The following is a 13,975-nucleotide window of genomic DNA, read 5'->3' as shown; positions in this document are numbered from 1 at the left end:
TGTCCCCTCACCCCAGCAGACCTTCAGCCCGACAGCGGCGGGTCAGGAAGCGATGATCAGCTCACATCCGGTGTCGCGCATGGCTTTGCGGGCGGGGGTGGCGAGGCCGGCGTCGGTGACGATGACGTCGAGGTCCGCCCAGGTCGCGAACGTACTCAGGCCGACCGTGCCCCACTTGGTGTGGTCGGCGACGACGACCACCTCGCGGCTCGCGGCGATGAAGGACCGGTTGGTCTCGGCCTCCATCAGGTTCGGCGTGCTCAGCCCGTGCTCGGCGTCCACACCGTGCGCACCGAGGAAGAGCAGGTCGAGGTGCAGCGAGCCCAGCGCGGCCGTCGCGATCGGGCCGACCAGCGCATCAGAAGGTGTCCGGATGCCGCCGATCAGTACGACGGTGCGGTCGGAGCGGCTGTTGCCGTGGAACACGTCGGCGATCCGCGCCGAGTTCGTCACGACGGTCAGGTTCTCCACCCGGAGCAACTGACGGGCCAACGCGTACGTCGTGGTGCCGGCGCCGATGCCGATCGCGCTGTCCGGCTGGACCCGGCTGGCCGCCTCGGCCGCGATCGCCTGCTTGGCCGCGGACTCCTGGGTCAGCTTGGCGTCGAACCCCGGCTCGTGCGCGCTGCGCAGCCCGACCGAGGTGGCGCCGCCGTGCACCTTGTGCAGCAGGCCACTGGAGTCGAGCGCGTCCAGATCGCGGCGGATCGTCATGTCCGAGACACCGAACCGGTCGACCAGTTCGGCGACCGTGACCGCACCTCGACTGTTGACCTCGGCAACGATCGTGGCCTGGCGCTGAGCGGCCAGCTGCCCTCCCCGGCCCCGCGGTGCCTCTGCTCCGGCTGCGTTCACGGTCCACAGCCTAATGTGGATATGCCTGGCTGTCAGGGAAATGCATTGCTCCGGTGATTGCGGCACGTCACCCTGAAGCATGCGATTCCCCGAAGACGTACCGGTGCTGGCCGACGACGTGGTGACCCTGCGTGCACACACCGAGGCCGACATCGACCCCGCCTACGCGATGTGCCAGGACCCGGAGATGCAGCGCTGGACCACCATCCCGGTCCCCTACCTGCGCGAACACGCGGTCGGCTTCCTGACCGAGATCATCCCGAACGGCTGGCGCGACGGCGGTATGTGGGCCTGGGCGATCGAGTACGACGGCCAGTACGCCGGCACCGTCGATCTGCGCGACGGCGAGGGCGGGGTCGGTGAGGTCGGGTTCGCAGTGGCTCCTCAGGTCCGGGGCGTCGGGGTGATGACCCGGGCACTGAAGCTGGTGGTCCGGTATGCGTTCGACGTGCTCGGCTGGGACCGGGTGATCTGGCGGGCGTTCGTCGGCAACTGGGGTTCGCGCCGGGTCGCGTGGAAGGCCGGGTTCCGCGGTTTGGTCGTCGTACCAGGGGGTGGGAAGTCTCGGGGTGTGCGGCATGACGAGTGGGTCGCCACGATCGGGAAGAACGACGCGCTCGAGCCGTCGGGTACCTGGTGGACGGTGCCTGAGGTCGAGGGTGGCGGGATCCGGTTGCGGGCGCTCCGGGCAACGGACGCGAAGCGGGTCGTTGAAGCATGCAACGACGAGCGGACGCAGTTCTGGCTGGCCGGGCTGCCGTCGCCGTACCAGCTGTCCGATGCGGAGGTGTTCATCGAGAGCCGGAAGGAGAATCTGGCCAGCGGCGAGGGCGTGACATGGGCGATCACCGATGATGAGTCCGACGAGCTGATCGGCTGCGTGAGTGTGTTCGACATGAACCACCGGATCGACAAGACCCTCGGCGAGATCGGCTATTGGCTGCACCCGGACGCGCGGGGGCGTGGGGCGATGTCGGCTGCTGTTCGGCTGGTGATCGAGCACGCCTTCAAGCCCATCGAGGAAGGCGGCTTCGGGCGACGGCGACTGGTGCTGATGGCTGCCGAGGGCAACAGCGCGTCGAGCCACGTTGCCGAGGTCAACGGCTTCACCCATGTCAGCCGCGAACGGTCGGCCGGCCCACGCCGCGACGGCCAGTACTCCGATGTCCACGGATTCGACCTGCTCGCCGCCGAGCGGGACTGACCGCCGACTCGGGAAATCGGTTGGCTCCGAGGGGTTGCCGGTAGGTGACTCCGAGCGGTAATGGTGACCGCCCGGAATCGGTGATGTACGGCCAGTTGGTGACAGACGACACCACTTCCCCTCGCCGTCTCGCCATCTGGCTGCTTGAATCGACGGGTGAGAGATCGTGAGGAGCTCGTCCGCCGCTGGCAGGCCGGGTGGTCGGTTTCGAGGGGCTGGACCACCGTGGAGGACGATAACGACGGCATTCTGACCGTCCGTGCGGGTGAGGAGAACCGCGCGATGGAATATGTCGTACTGGATGCCGATGACAAGCCTGAACGAGTCGTTCGTGCCGCCGAGCTGGCCCTGGCCGCCGGCGGTGGCCGCGGGGCCGGCTGGATCACCCTGGCCACGGACGACAAGGAAGCCCGGATCGAGCAGCTCGAGGACCTCGGCCTCGAGGTGCAGCAGGATCAGGACTGGCTGATGACCATCCAGCTGTCGGAGCAGCCGGCCCTGAAGCTGCACGAGCGCTATGCCCTGCACACCGAGCTCGAGTCCGACCTGATCATCACCCGCGCCACCCTGCACGGCGGGGTGGTGTCGAGCGGGCGGATGGCGGTGGTCGGCGCGGACGCGGTCGCGGACCGGATCGAGACGGATCCGGCGCACCGGCGGCGCGGGCTCGGCAGTGCGGTGATGGCATCGCTGGTCGAGACCGCGGCGGCCCAGGGCGCCAAGCGCGGCATCCTGATCGCCTCGATCGACGGCCTGCGCCTTTACCGCAGCCTGGGCTGGAAGGTCGTCGCGGACATCATCATCGCCAGGTGCTGACCGTTTCGTTCAAACGCATGACATTGTCAAAGGTTCGTGAAGTGCGGCGAGGGCGGGGAGTGATGCCCGCCTGAGGTGGGCAAGGCTGCACACCATGACGAGCCACAAACGCCCGCAGCAGCGCTATGGAGTGATCGGGCCGGTCCTGGCCTCGCTCACCGCATTGGTGCTGATCGCCGGCATCGGGTGGTTCGTGCTGGACCGGACCGCGAACGTCCTGACCAGCCAGGACCGGCCCTTGACGACTGCGACGGATGACGCGTCTCTCACACCGAGCATCTCGGCGACCCCGTCATCCACTCCTCCCCGCCGTACGACGCCTGTTCCGAAAGCCACGCCGACCCGGCCGAAGACCACGACCCCGACTCCACGTCGATCGACGACAGCACCGAGCCGGGAGGGCACCCGGACGACGAAGCCCACGCCGAAGCCGACGCGCACCACGACGCCTACGGCCACCAAGACGACGACCAGTGCGCCGTCCGGTGGATCGGGTACGGCCGAAGCGCAGGTGCTGAAGCTGACGAACGACGAGCGGGCCAAGGCCGGCTGCGGTCCACTGCGGACGAACAGCGCGCTGACGGACGCCGCCGAGGCGCACGCGGCCGACATGGTCGACCGGCATTACTTCGCTCACGACAGCCTGGACGGCCGCAGCCCGTTCGACCGGATGAAGGCGGCCGGATACCGCGGCGGCGCGATGGCCGAGAACATCGCGGTCGGCTACAAGAGCCCGGCGGCCGTGGTCGAGGGCTGGATGAACAGCGAGGGGCACCGCAAGAACATCCTCAACTGCACCTACACGGTGATCGGCATCGGGTACGACGGCGGCCAGGTGAAACCCGAGTGGGGCAACGGCAGCTGGGTGCAGGACTTCGGCGGCTGACAGCAACGGTCGCGGACGCGCGCATTCTGGCAGCTTCCTGCCGCGCGAACTTCCCCCGGTTAAGCGTTTGCCCAGGCGCGCCGAGGGGGAACCTTCAGGGTTCGTTAAGAGGCGTCGCGAATCTGTAACGGTGACCTCTACGGTCGGTTAAGGTCGCTGTTCGGTAACCAGGGGGGCCTGGCAACAACTGCAACGCGGGGAACGACGAGCACTCGGTACGACGAAAACGAAGAGGATTCGCCCACCCATGACGGATTCGCCTACCCCCCGGCGGCACCGCGGCAGTAGACGAGCTCCCCGGCGGAGCCGTGGCCTGATCGGCCCGATCGTCAGCGCGTTGTCCGTCCTGCTCGCCATCGGCCCGGTGGTCTGGCTGATGTCCCGCGACGGTTCGACCGTCGACGGCGCGACCAAGGTCCTGAACGTCTCCGAGGACACCCGGGACGACGCCGGCCGCTCTGTTGTCGACGGCACCAATCCTTCCGGTACGCCGGGCAGCACGGTCACCGCGACGCTTCTGAACGGAACCACCACGACCGTTGCCGGTACGCCGGCACTCGGCTCGGCCGCGTCGACGTCGACCTCGGACACACCGGCCACGACCCCGACCGGTTCACCCACGAGCATCGTCACCACCGCACCGACCGGCAGCGTGACGACCGTGACGGTGAGCCCGACGGCTCCGCGCACCACGGACTCCAGAACCACCCAGCAGCCCCGGCCGACGGGCACCACGCCGACGAAGACCCGGACCACCGAGCCCCGGCCGAGGGACCCGACGACATCGCAGCCGCCCGTCAGCGGTGGCGGCACGAACTCGCAGGAGCGCGAGGTGCTCAACTACACCAACGCGATCCGGGAGCAGCAGGGCTGCGGTCCGCTCCGGCTGGACAGCGCGCTGGTCTCGGCGGCCGGGAAGCACGCGTCCGACATGGTCCGCCGGCACTACATGGATCACACGAACCCCGACGGCCAGGACCCGGGTGACCGGATGTCGGCTGCCGGATACCGCGGCTCGGGCTGGGGCGAGAACATCGCCGCCGGCTACGACAGCGCGCAGAAGGTCGTAGCGGCCTGGATGAAGAGCGATGGGCATCGCAAGAACATCCTGAACTGCCGGTTCACGTCGATCGGCATCGGCTACGACCCGGGTCAGGTCCGATCCGACTGGGGCCCAGGCAGCTGGGTCCAGGACTTCGGCCGGAGCTGAGTCATTGTGTCGAACACACCGAGTGTGGCGGAGATGTTGTCTCACGGCCACAACGTCCGGCCGGTTCGTGGCCGGTCACTGCGGGTAGATCCGTCCTTGTCATGTCGCCGGTCCGTCCTGGGGGGCTCCGGTGAGACGAATGGTGAGGCACGTCTTGGGGGCGAGACAGTGAAGGGAACAACGAAATAATGTCCGAGTCCGGCAACGGCCGGTACAAGCCACGCAGGAAGGCGACCCGGGCGGCATCCCGCGGATCCCGCTCCAGCGCGGCCAACCGCCCCACTCCGGCGGAGACCACTCCGCCGCCCCCACCGGAGCCGCCCCGGTACGCACCACGGACCAGTGACGAGTCGCCGTTCTGGGCGACCGCACAGTCCGCGGGCGCGGCCAACGAGTCCCCGTTCTGGGCGAACACCCAGTCCGCCCCAGGCGCCGGGACCCAGCCGATCGCCCGCCCGAGTTCCCCCTCCAGCGTAGGAACCGGCCCCGGCGACACCGCCACGCCCCGGTCCTACACCCGCGCCAGCGACTCCGGCCTGGGCGAAACCGCCTCGTCGCGGTCGTACACCCGCGCAAGCGAATCCGGTCTGGGTGACTCCGCCTCGTCGCGTTCGTACTTCCGCGCCAGCGAATCCGGGCTCGGCGAGACCGCCTCCTCGCGGTCCTACACCAGCGCATCAGCAGCCGGTACGACGCCCGACGCAGGCTCCGGCCTGGGTGACTCCGCCTCGTCCCGGTCGTACTCCCGCGCGAGCGAGTCCGGTCTGGGCGAGACCGCCTCCTCGCGGTCCTACTCGCGCGCATCCGCGGCGGGTGGAACACCGGACTCGGGCTCTGGCCTGGGCGAGACCGCCTCGTCGCGGTCGTACTCGCGTGCGGCGGCCAGCGGTTCGCCGTCCTGGGTGACACAGTCCCCCGCGGGCTCTACGACCGAGCCGGCGTCGCGGACGGGTCGGCGCTTCGCCGCGACGGCCGATGCCGACTCCGAGCCGGCGCCCACCGGAACCTCAGGCTCCCGGATCGGCGCCGCCGCAACCACGTCCGCTGCCGGTACTGCGACCGCGGCTGCCTCCGGTCGGACCACGGCGGCTGCCTCAGGTGGGGGCGGCGGACGCGGCGGTTCGCGCGCAGCCGCTCGGTCTGCCGACGGCGGATCGCGGGCGCGGCGGCCGTTGATCGCGATCGCATCCGTCCTCCTGGTGATCACGCCGATCTCCTGGATCCTGCTGCATCAGCCGCAGAACGACGAGGCCGACGCGTCGGTCCCGATCGTCACGCGGACCGACGACACCTACGTCACCCCGACGACCAAGCCGGTCGTCAATCCCCCGAGTTCCAAGGTGAGTACGCCGCCGGTCAAGCCGAGCGCGACCCCGACGCCGACGGACTCGGCCACGCCGACCTCCACCCCGTCGTCGACGGAACCCACCGACGGCCCGACCTCGAAGTCGACCGAGGACGGCACGACCACGGCACCCACCCGCTCCACCCCAACCCCCGACCGCACCACCGCAACCCGCCCGACCGCACCGCCCAAAACCACCCCGCCCCCGCCGGTGGACGACGGCAACATGTCGGGCGACGAGCTCCAGCTGTTCCAGCTGATCGACAACGCACGCGTGAACAAGGGATGTGCACCGCTGAAGCGCGACAGCGATGTCAGCGCGAGCGCCGGAAGCGATGCCACCCAGCGCGCCAAGTCCGGCAACACCAACTCCTCCAGTGGGTCGAACTCGACGGCCGGCGGCGAGGACTACACCGCTCAGCAGGCTTTCGACCAGATGATGGCGCAGAGCAAGAGCACGATCCTCAACTGCGGCCTGACGACACTGGGGGTTGGGTCGGCCGACGCGCCGTACAGGGAAGGCCTGCTCTGCCCGCTCGTGTGCAGCACGAAGACCCGGGTCGCCTGGGTCGCGGATTTCACGTAAGACGGAGCGCACTTTCGCCGGGAGTTGGTGCGACCATGGGAGGGAACGACCCTTGGTCCACCAACCCTGCGGAGGCCGGATGTACGGGGAACGCGACGACCTGGACCCGCCCCGGCCCGCCCACTTCGGGATCCCGCCGGACGCGTTCGCCGACGAGCGTCCCGATCCGCGCCCGGAAGAGGCCAAGCGGATGGGCCTGAGCCGTCACACCGAGGAAGGCGCCGTACTCTACTTCGCCTCGTCCCTCGATCGCGGCAAAGCGGGTCACCGGCTGATGGCCTGGATCCTCCTGGTCACCTTCGCGGCGCCGGCCCTGTATACCCTCCTGCTCCTGCTGTGAGTCCGCCGAACTCCTGACGATGCCGCTGTGGCGTCGTACCGAGAACTGTGTGGAAGTGGTGGCGGAGGGCTGCGCTGCTGCCGAAGCCGCTTTCGCCTGCAACGCGTTCGACCGGGTGATCGGTGGTCTCCAGCAACAGCCGGGCCCGATCGAGCCGCTGGCGTAGCAGCCAGGCCTGCCCGGAGCTGCCGGTGCGCGCCCGGAACTGCCTGGTGAAGGTCCGACGGGACAGCGCCACCGCGGCCGCCCATTCGTCCAGCGACACGGGCTGATCGAGCCGGGCGCGGGCCCACACCATCGCCTTCTCGATCACGTCGTCGCTGGGATCGGGCGGGATGGGGACCGGGATGTACTGCGCCTGCGAGCCGCTGCGATGCGGTGCGACGACGATGCTCCGGGCCAGCCGCTCGGCCAACTCGACGCCGTAGTGCGTGCGGACGAGATGCAGACAGCAGTCGATCGATGCGGCGGTCCCGGCCGAGGTGACGAGATCGCCGAGGTCGGACCACAGCACGTCCGCGCGGACCTTGATGCCCGGGTACGCCGCTTGCAGTTGGTCCGCCCACTTCCAGTGCGTGACGACCTCTCGGCCGTCCGCGATCCCGCTCGCCGCGACCAGGAATGCCCCGATGCACAACCCGACCACAGTGGCGCCGCGGTCGTGTGCCCGCCGGATGGTGTCGATCAGTACGGCGGATGGTTCGCGATCCGGCTGCCAACTCGGCAGGATCACCACGTCCGCCGCGTCCATCGCCTCGAGCCCGTGGTCGACCGTGATCCCGAAGCCGGCGTTGGTCCGCATCGATCCGGGTCGTTCGGCGCAGACGCGGACGTCGTACTCGCCCGGCTGACCGAGGCGGTCGCCGAGCACCAGGCACGGGACGGAGAGATGGAACGGGCTCATCTGGTCGAAGGCGAGGACGGCGACAGTGCGCATGGAACCAGCATATGGCCCGATCTTCAGGAACTGTGGCTCTCGGGCCAATGGTGATCGCCGAAGCGGCGGGCGACGATCGATGCCATGAAGATCACGCACATCGGTGGCCCGACCGCACTGATCAGCCTTGGTGGGCTGACCATCCTGACCGACCCCGCGTTCGACGAACCACAGGAGTACGTCCTGCCGAACGGTCGGGTGATGACCAAACTGATCGGCCCGGCGCTGCCCGCCGCGGAGCTCGGCCCGGTCGACGTCGTCCTGCTGTCGCACGACGAGCACAAGGACAACCTCGACGACGCCGGCCGCGCGCTGCTGCCGTCGGTCCCGGTGGTCCTGTCGACTCCAGGTGCGGCCACCCGGATTCCCGGCGCACGCGGTCTGGAGAACTGGGAGTCGGTGGACCTGGCGCGCCCGGACGGTGGCGTCATCACCGTCACCGGCGTACCCGCGCTCCACGGCCCTGATGGCGCCGAGGCCGTTCTCGGCGTGGTCACCGGCTTCGTCCTCACCGCGGAGGACCTGCCGACCGTCTACGTCTCCGGCGACAACGCATCAGTCGACCTGGTCAAACAGATCGCTGATCGCTTCGCCCCGATCGACGTAGCCGTCCTCTTCGCCGGCGCCGCTCGCACCACCTTGATGGACAACGCCCCACTGACGCTCACCTCCCAAGCCGCGGCAGAGGCCGCCCACCTCCTCAACCCGGCCACCATCGTGCCGGTCCACACCGAAGGCTGGTCGCACTTCTCCGAAGGCCCCGACCGCCTCGCCACAACCTTCGAGCAGGCCGGCCTTTCCGACCGACTCCGACTCCTCACCCACGGTGTCGCAACCGAGGTCGCCTAACCCCTTGACGACCACGGAGCGTAACTACACCTGCGGCTACACGGCCGTCGCCGGTCGGGCGCGGGTTGGCTGCTAGCCCATTGCGTGGGATCTCCAGAAGGAGGTCAGGTCGGTGCCGCTGGCGGCTTGCGCGGCAGCCTTGAAGTCGGCCGGAGTGCTCACTCCGTGCCAATGGGCTTTCGCGTACGTCGTCAGCAGTCCAGCCATCGCCGGTGTGCCGATCAGGCGTTCCAGGTCGTGCAGCATGCAAGCGCCGTACGTGTAGACGACAGCGCCGTACGACGCCTGGTGGGCCTGCCAGTACGACATCGGACTGGTGATTGCGGTGGGCAACGAACGCGGCCAGCAAGCAGGCCGGTGGTTGCCCTCGTGCAGATCGGTGGCGTACGTCGCGAAGGCCTCGTCCAGCCAGGGATCGGCGTACTCGTTGTTGCCGATGATGCCGTACCACCACTGGTGCGCCACCTCGTGCACCACCGGACTAGCCGGTGAGATCAGCAGCACGAACCCCGGGTACTCCATCCCGCTGAACTTCGTCCACCGATCGTTCAGCACCAGGTCGAACTCGCCATACGGATAGGCGCCGAACCGACGCCCGAAGTCGTCGAGCGCAGTCATCGCCTTGGTCCGCGCATCGACGACAGCAGCCAGCGCAACGGTCGATGTCGCCCACGTCCGGATCTTTGTCCCACCGGGCGACGTGGCCTCCGACATCGTGAAAGGCCCGGCTGCCCAGGCGAAATCCCTGACCTGCTTGGCGATCGTCACACCGTCGGTCGTCACTCCGGTCGTCACTCCGGTCGCCGGGACGACGAGATTGCCCGTATGCGTCAGGCGGACCCGGAAGTCGGCCGCCACCGTGTAGAAGCTTTCACCGATCCCCACATCCGGCTCGAGATGCCAACCTGTGTTGTCACGCACCGCCAACACTGGCAGAGCATTCCCGAAGAAGCTGTACGTCCCCGACCGGCCGAACCGATCGAGCCTGTTCGGCGCAGTCATCGTCGCGTCGAAGGCGACGGACGTACGCTTCCCGGGCGCCAGCGGCTCGGCCAGCGGCACCTTCACCACGGTGCAATCACCAGTCGATTCACCGATCCTGACCACAACCGCCTTGCAATCGTGGACATTGCCCCACAACCGCAGGTAGATCTCCGGCAACGGCTCGTCCGACGTGTTCGTGAAGGCGACAGTCACCCGCCCGGACCACGTCGTACCGTCGGCGCTGCCGGACAGTTCGACGTCGTACGACGGAAGGTCCGGGACGCGCGCGACACCGCCGTCGACCGGTGCCGCGAACAACGAGATCGATGCCAGCAGCAACAACATGAAGACCCGGTGCATGCGCAGACTCCCCGAACTGGTGGAGTCTGCAGGCTACCGAGTGAGCTGCGCCGGGTCGGGGCCTTCCGGGATCCAGTCATGTACCAAGATCTCATCGCGTACGTGAAGGGTGCCTTCGGCAAGTACTGCTGCCTTCGTGCCGAAGCTGACCCCGCCGCCGTAGTCCGGCTGCCGGCGGTACGTCGCCAGCGTCCGGGTCGGCTCGGGACCGCGCTTCTCGCCGGTCGCCTGATCGACCGTGGGGACCGCGCACCGGATCGAGCGGGCCGCGTAGCCGATCTCCACCGCACCCGCCGACATCCGCAGCACCTTGTCCTCGGTGTGCGGCTCGGGCCAGCCGGCCACGACGATGTTCGGCCGGAAGCGGTTCATCGGGATCGCGTCGCCGCCGCGTTCCACGATCCGCTCGTTCAGACCGTCCAGCGAGGACAAGGACGTGATCAGCAACGCGTGCGCGTCACCGAACCCGGTCTGTCCGCGATGCACTCCCCACCCCGGCCGCTCGTGCTCCGGCGTCACCCGGACCAACGCCGCGGGCTTGCCGAGCCGCGCGGAGAACCACTCGTCCGCAGCCGGGTCCTGCACCACACCCTGGCCGAACCACTTCCCGAACAGGCTGACATCGCGCCGCTTGCCGTCGTACCGAACCGGGATCTCGAGGTCCGCAGCACCCTGTGCTGTGAAGCGGAGCGCCGCCCCGTCGTCGAGGACCTCGGCCCGCAGCGCAGCCATCGCAGGCAGGCTCCGCTGACTCAGGAACGTCCCGTCCGGCTCGACGAGCATGAAGTTCCGGTCGTGCCGGAGCCCGGTCGGCCCCACCTCGGCCTGCTCCACGGACACCCCGGCCAGACCCTTCACCGGGTAGTAGGTCAGAGCAGCAACCCTCGCGACAGACATTGCTCAAGACTACCTTGACTCCTGACACTTGCCTTGTTCGATCATGTTGAATTATGTTTGATCGCGAGGAGGTCGAGATGCAGGATGTGGAAGCATTCGCCGCGGCGATGCAGCGGGTACGACGGCAGGCCGATCTGACCTATCGCGAGCTGGCCGATCACGCGCATTACTCGCACGCACATCTGGTCCGCGCGACGAGCGGCAAGCACCTGCCGTCGTGGGACGTGACGTCCGCGTTCCTCAGCGGTTGCGGTGTTCCGGCCGAGCTCATGCCGGCCTGGCGGCGCCGATGGGAGATCGTCAGCCGCGACCCACAGGATGTCGTCAAGCTTCTGCAGTCCGCCGAGACACTCGAGGACCTCGGCGCCGCGTTGTCCGCACTCGCGCGGCCGAGATCGCTGCGGACGCTCGAGCAACTCACCGGCGTACCGAGGACGACGATCCAAGGCTGGTTCCGCGGCACCCGTCTGGCCAACCGGGACCGCCTGGATCGTCTGGTGCGAGCGCTCGGCGCGACGTCCGACGAGCGCGCCGCGTTCGCCCGGACCCTCGACCGCATCAGCTCGAAGAGGAGCCTCAGCTCCGGAAGGTGCCCGGTGGTGCGGGCGGCGTGACGAACCCTTCCGCGTCGGTGAGCGTCGCCGCTTTGCCGGCCAGCTCGCTCAAAGGCATCACGTCGTACGGCGGTTGAGCCCGTCGGCCGGCCGTGGTCAGATCCGGGACGGGCTGCGCTGATGCGACCAGGATGACGTTCCCGAAACCCTTGCCCCGAAGGACTTTCCGCTCGGCCAGTACGACGCCGTCACCGAGGACTCCACGCACCGTCGCCGCCGTCCGGCGGATGAACGGCAGGCCGGCCGAGCCGTCGATCAGGTTGGCGACCAGTACGCCGGTCGGCCGCAGGACCCGGGCGCATTCGGCGAAGAACTCGGTGGTGACCAGGTTCGACGGGACCGCCTCCTGCTCGAACGCATCCAGGATCAGCAGGTCCATCGAGTCGTCGTACAACTCGGTGATCCCGGCCCGTCCGCTGACGCCGCGCACCTTGATACCGGAGCGCTTCGGCAGCGGCAGCGCCTCGCGGACGAACTCGGTCAGATCCTCGTCCGGCTCCAGCACGATCTGCCGCGATCGCGGCCGGGTGACCGCGACGTACCGCGGCAGACTCAGCCCGGCGCCGCCCACGTGCACGACGGCGACCGGCTGGCGTCGAGGTGCGACGGCGTCGACGACATCGCCGATCCGACGCATGTACTCGAAGGACAGGTGGGTGGGATCCGCGAGGTCGACCTGCGACTGCAGCGATCCGTCGACCCGGAGCACGAAGGTCCCGTCGGCCTCAGCCTCGACGGTTGCAGTCCCGGTGCCGACCTTGCGTTCCACCCGCCTATCTTGTCATCGCGCTTCCGTCTCCTCGGCCACCGCGATGTCGGTGTTGTCGGTGAACAGGCCGTCGATCCCGGCCTGCCGGTACGCGGCGATCTCGCCGAACAGGTTGCCCGAGTCGGCCGCAACTGTGGAGCTGTCGAAGTTCGCCGGGAGGAAGTTGTTCTCGACCCGGAACGTGTAGGGGTGGACGACGAGGCCGGCGCGGTGCGCGTTGGCGACCAGCGCGGTCGGCTGACCGAGACTGCCGGTCGCGTCGAGCGGGATGACCTGGTCCTTCGACGGTCCGAGGCCCTTCGCGTACGTCGCGACCTCGCGCAGACCGGCCGGGCTGACGATGTCGGCGTACGTGCGCGGGTCACCGGCGACGACGAAGTCGTACGGCGCTCCGGACGAGCCGGTGAGCTGGACGAGCGGGACCCGCAACTGCTTGCGCAGGGCCTTGAGGTTCGACACCTCGAAGGACTGGACGAACACCTTGGCATCGGAGCGGTTCAGGCCGTTGCGGTTCAGCGTCGTCACCAGCTGCGGCTCGAGGGCGAGGCCCTGCTGCTGGAAGTACGTCGGGTGCTTGGTCTCCGGGTAGATGCCGATCGGCCGGCCGAGCTCGCGGGACAGCCGGCGACTCAGGTCGATGACCTCCTGCAGGGTCGGGACCTGGTAGTGCCCGTCGAACACGGTGTTGTGCTGCCGGACCGCCGGGATCCGCTCCTTCGCCCGGAGCGTCCGCAGCTCGGCGAAGGTGAAGTCCTCGGCGAACCAGCCGGTCACCGCGACACCGTCGAGCTGCTTGGTCTTCTTCCGGGCCGCGAACTCCGGGTGCGCCGCGACGTCCGTCGTACCGCCGATCTCCGGCTCGTGCCGGGCCACCAGGACGCGGTCCTTGGTGGTCACCAGGTCGGGCTCGATGTAGTCGGCGCCCATCCGGGCCGCCAGCTCGTACGACGCCAACGTGTGCTCCGGGCGGTAACCGGACGCACCGCGGTGCCCGACGATGACGAAGTCGTCGCGATGCTTGTCCGCGGACTGGACGGCCGCATCGGTGGCCGGCGCCGGGACAGCCGATGGGACGGCCGATGGGACCAGGAAGGCGGCGGCCACAGCGAGGGCCGACGCGGCGACGGGGACGAATCGGCGGGGCAGCACCGTTCGCTTCATGGGGTTCTCCTTACACGTCAGGGACTCGCCTCACCCTCGGCGCGACCAGCGACATCGCCGCAGCCTGCCGGGGTCCGGCCGGTATCCAGGCGGTGAACGATCCCGGCCTACCAGCACAAACCGATGTGAGGAAGTCCTCCTCCTCTCCTTTCCTCTTCTTTC

At 68.8% G+C, this 13,975-nt stretch carries 14 protein-coding genes; 8 read left to right on the top strand and 6 right to left on the bottom strand.

The features are described from left to right. Positions 1–42: 42 nt before the first annotated feature. The gene (locus EV652_RS11390; RefSeq protein ID WP_132209007.1) at positions 43–855 is read right to left on the bottom strand and encodes a DeoR/GlpR family DNA-binding transcription regulator; all 813 of its coding nucleotides are present in this window, start codon (positions 853–855) and stop codon (positions 43–45) included. Positions 856–934: 79 nt separating this feature from the next. On the opposite strand from EV652_RS11390, the gene EV652_RS11385 reads away from it, so the two are divergent. The 6 genes from EV652_RS11385 to EV652_RS11360 all read left to right on the top strand — a co-directional run bounded on the left by EV652_RS11385 (position 935) and on the right by EV652_RS11360 (position 7,242). Next, positions 935–2,059, top strand: coding sequence for a GNAT family N-acetyltransferase (locus EV652_RS11385; RefSeq protein ID WP_132209006.1), 1,125 nt, complete (start codon positions 935–937; stop codon positions 2,057–2,059). A 156-nt stretch (positions 2,060–2,215) separates the two neighbouring features. Beyond that, a complete protein-coding gene (locus EV652_RS11380) occupies positions 2,216–2,875 on the top strand; it encodes a GNAT family N-acetyltransferase (protein ID WP_132209005.1) in 660 nt (219 codons plus the stop codon). 94 nt (positions 2,876–2,969) lie between these two features. Next, entirely contained in the window at positions 2,970–3,761 is a 792-nt protein-coding gene (locus EV652_RS11375) for a CAP domain-containing protein (protein ID WP_132209004.1), read from the top strand. A 247-nt stretch (positions 3,762–4,008) separates the two neighbouring features. Beyond that, positions 4,009–4,971: a CAP domain-containing protein gene (locus tag EV652_RS11370; RefSeq protein ID WP_132209003.1), complete on the top strand. Its 963-nt coding sequence runs from the start codon at positions 4,009–4,011 to the stop codon at positions 4,969–4,971. Between the two features lie 188 nt (positions 4,972–5,159). Next, complete coding sequence (locus EV652_RS44575) at positions 5,160–6,902, top strand: superantigen-like protein SSL4 (protein WP_199238117.1); 1,743 nt, start codon at positions 5,160–5,162, stop codon at positions 6,900–6,902. A 79-nt stretch (positions 6,903–6,981) separates the two neighbouring features. Then, a complete protein-coding gene (locus tag EV652_RS11360; protein ID WP_132209002.1) occupies positions 6,982–7,242 on the top strand; it encodes a hypothetical protein in 261 nt (86 codons plus the stop codon). Here EV652_RS11360 and EV652_RS11355 read toward each other — a convergent pair. Continuing rightward, on the bottom strand, positions 7,196–8,179 hold the full coding sequence (locus EV652_RS11355) for a GlxA family transcriptional regulator (RefSeq protein WP_132209001.1): 984 nt from the start codon (positions 8,177–8,179) through the stop codon (positions 7,196–7,198). The genes EV652_RS11360 and EV652_RS11355 overlap by 47 nt on opposite strands. Positions 8,180–8,263: 84 nt before the next feature. On the opposite strand from EV652_RS11355, the gene EV652_RS11350 reads away from it, so the two are divergent. Further along, positions 8,264–9,028: an MBL fold metallo-hydrolase gene (locus EV652_RS11350; RefSeq protein WP_132209000.1), complete on the top strand. Its 765-nt coding sequence runs from the start codon at positions 8,264–8,266 to the stop codon at positions 9,026–9,028. A gap of 72 nt (positions 9,029–9,100) precedes the next feature. Here EV652_RS11350 and EV652_RS11345 read toward each other — a convergent pair whose 3' ends face one another. Further along, positions 9,101–10,372 carry a M1 family metallopeptidase gene (locus EV652_RS11345; RefSeq protein ID WP_132208999.1) on the bottom strand — a complete coding sequence of 424 codons (1,272 nt, stop codon included), beginning with the start codon at positions 10,370–10,372 and terminating at the stop codon, positions 9,101–9,103. 33 nt (positions 10,373–10,405) lie between these two features. Further along, the gene (locus tag EV652_RS11340; protein WP_132208998.1) at positions 10,406–11,269 is read right to left on the bottom strand and encodes an MOSC domain-containing protein; all 864 of its coding nucleotides are present in this window, start codon (positions 11,267–11,269) and stop codon (positions 10,406–10,408) included. Positions 11,270–11,322: 53 nt separating this feature from the next. On the opposite strand from EV652_RS11340, the gene EV652_RS11335 reads away from it, so the two are divergent. Next, positions 11,323–11,883, top strand: coding sequence for a helix-turn-helix transcriptional regulator (locus tag EV652_RS11335; RefSeq protein ID WP_132208997.1), 561 nt, complete (start codon positions 11,323–11,325; stop codon positions 11,881–11,883). On the opposite strand, the gene EV652_RS11330 is transcribed toward EV652_RS11335, so the two are convergent. Further along, positions 11,846–12,652, bottom strand: a complete 807-nt coding sequence (locus tag EV652_RS11330) for a spermidine synthase (protein ID WP_132208996.1) — start codon at positions 12,650–12,652, stop codon at positions 11,846–11,848. The genes EV652_RS11335 and EV652_RS11330 overlap by 38 nt on opposite strands. Positions 12,653–12,664: 12 nt before the next feature. Continuing rightward, a complete protein-coding gene (locus EV652_RS11325; protein WP_132208995.1) occupies positions 12,665–13,813 on the bottom strand; it encodes a glycerophosphodiester phosphodiesterase in 1,149 nt (382 codons plus the stop codon). Positions 13,814–13,975 lie beyond the last annotated feature (162 nt).

The sequence above is a fragment of the Kribbella steppae genome, from assembly GCF_004342025.1.
Classification (GTDB): Bacteria; Actinomycetota; Actinomycetes; order Propionibacteriales; family Kribbellaceae; genus Kribbella; species Kribbella steppae.
Note: the sequence above shows the minus strand (reverse complement) of the source record. Positions and strands in the feature narration are given on the sequence as shown.

Coding starts and splice junctions, on each gene's coding strand:
- EV652_RS11385 (WP_132209006.1), top strand. CDS start 935: ATGCGATTCCCCGAAGACGTACCGGTGCTGGCCGACGACGTGGTGACC.
- EV652_RS11370 (WP_132209003.1), top strand. CDS start 4,009: ATGACGGATTCGCCTACCCCCCGGCGGCACCGCGGCAGTAGACGAGCT.
- EV652_RS11360 (WP_132209002.1), top strand. CDS start 6,982: ATGTACGGGGAACGCGACGACCTGGACCCGCCCCGGCCCGCCCACTTC.
- EV652_RS11355 (WP_132209001.1), bottom strand. CDS start 8,179: ATGCGCACTGTCGCCGTCCTCGCCTTCGACCAGATGAGCCCGTTCCAT.
- EV652_RS11345 (WP_132208999.1), bottom strand. CDS start 10,372: ATGCACCGGGTCTTCATGTTGTTGCTGCTGGCATCGATCTCGTTGTTC.
- EV652_RS11375 (WP_132209004.1), top strand. CDS start 2,970: ATGACGAGCCACAAACGCCCGCAGCAGCGCTATGGAGTGATCGGGCCG.
- EV652_RS11325 (WP_132208995.1), bottom strand. CDS start 13,813: ATGAAGCGAACGGTGCTGCCCCGCCGATTCGTCCCCGTCGCCGCGTCG.
- EV652_RS44575 (WP_199238117.1), top strand. CDS start 5,160: ATGTCCGAGTCCGGCAACGGCCGGTACAAGCCACGCAGGAAGGCGACC.
- EV652_RS11340 (WP_132208998.1), bottom strand. CDS start 11,269: ATGTCTGTCGCGAGGGTTGCTGCTCTGACCTACTACCCGGTGAAGGGT.
- EV652_RS11350 (WP_132209000.1), top strand. CDS start 8,264: ATGAAGATCACGCACATCGGTGGCCCGACCGCACTGATCAGCCTTGGT.
- EV652_RS11335 (WP_132208997.1), top strand. CDS start 11,323: ATGTTTGATCGCGAGGAGGTCGAGATGCAGGATGTGGAAGCATTCGCC.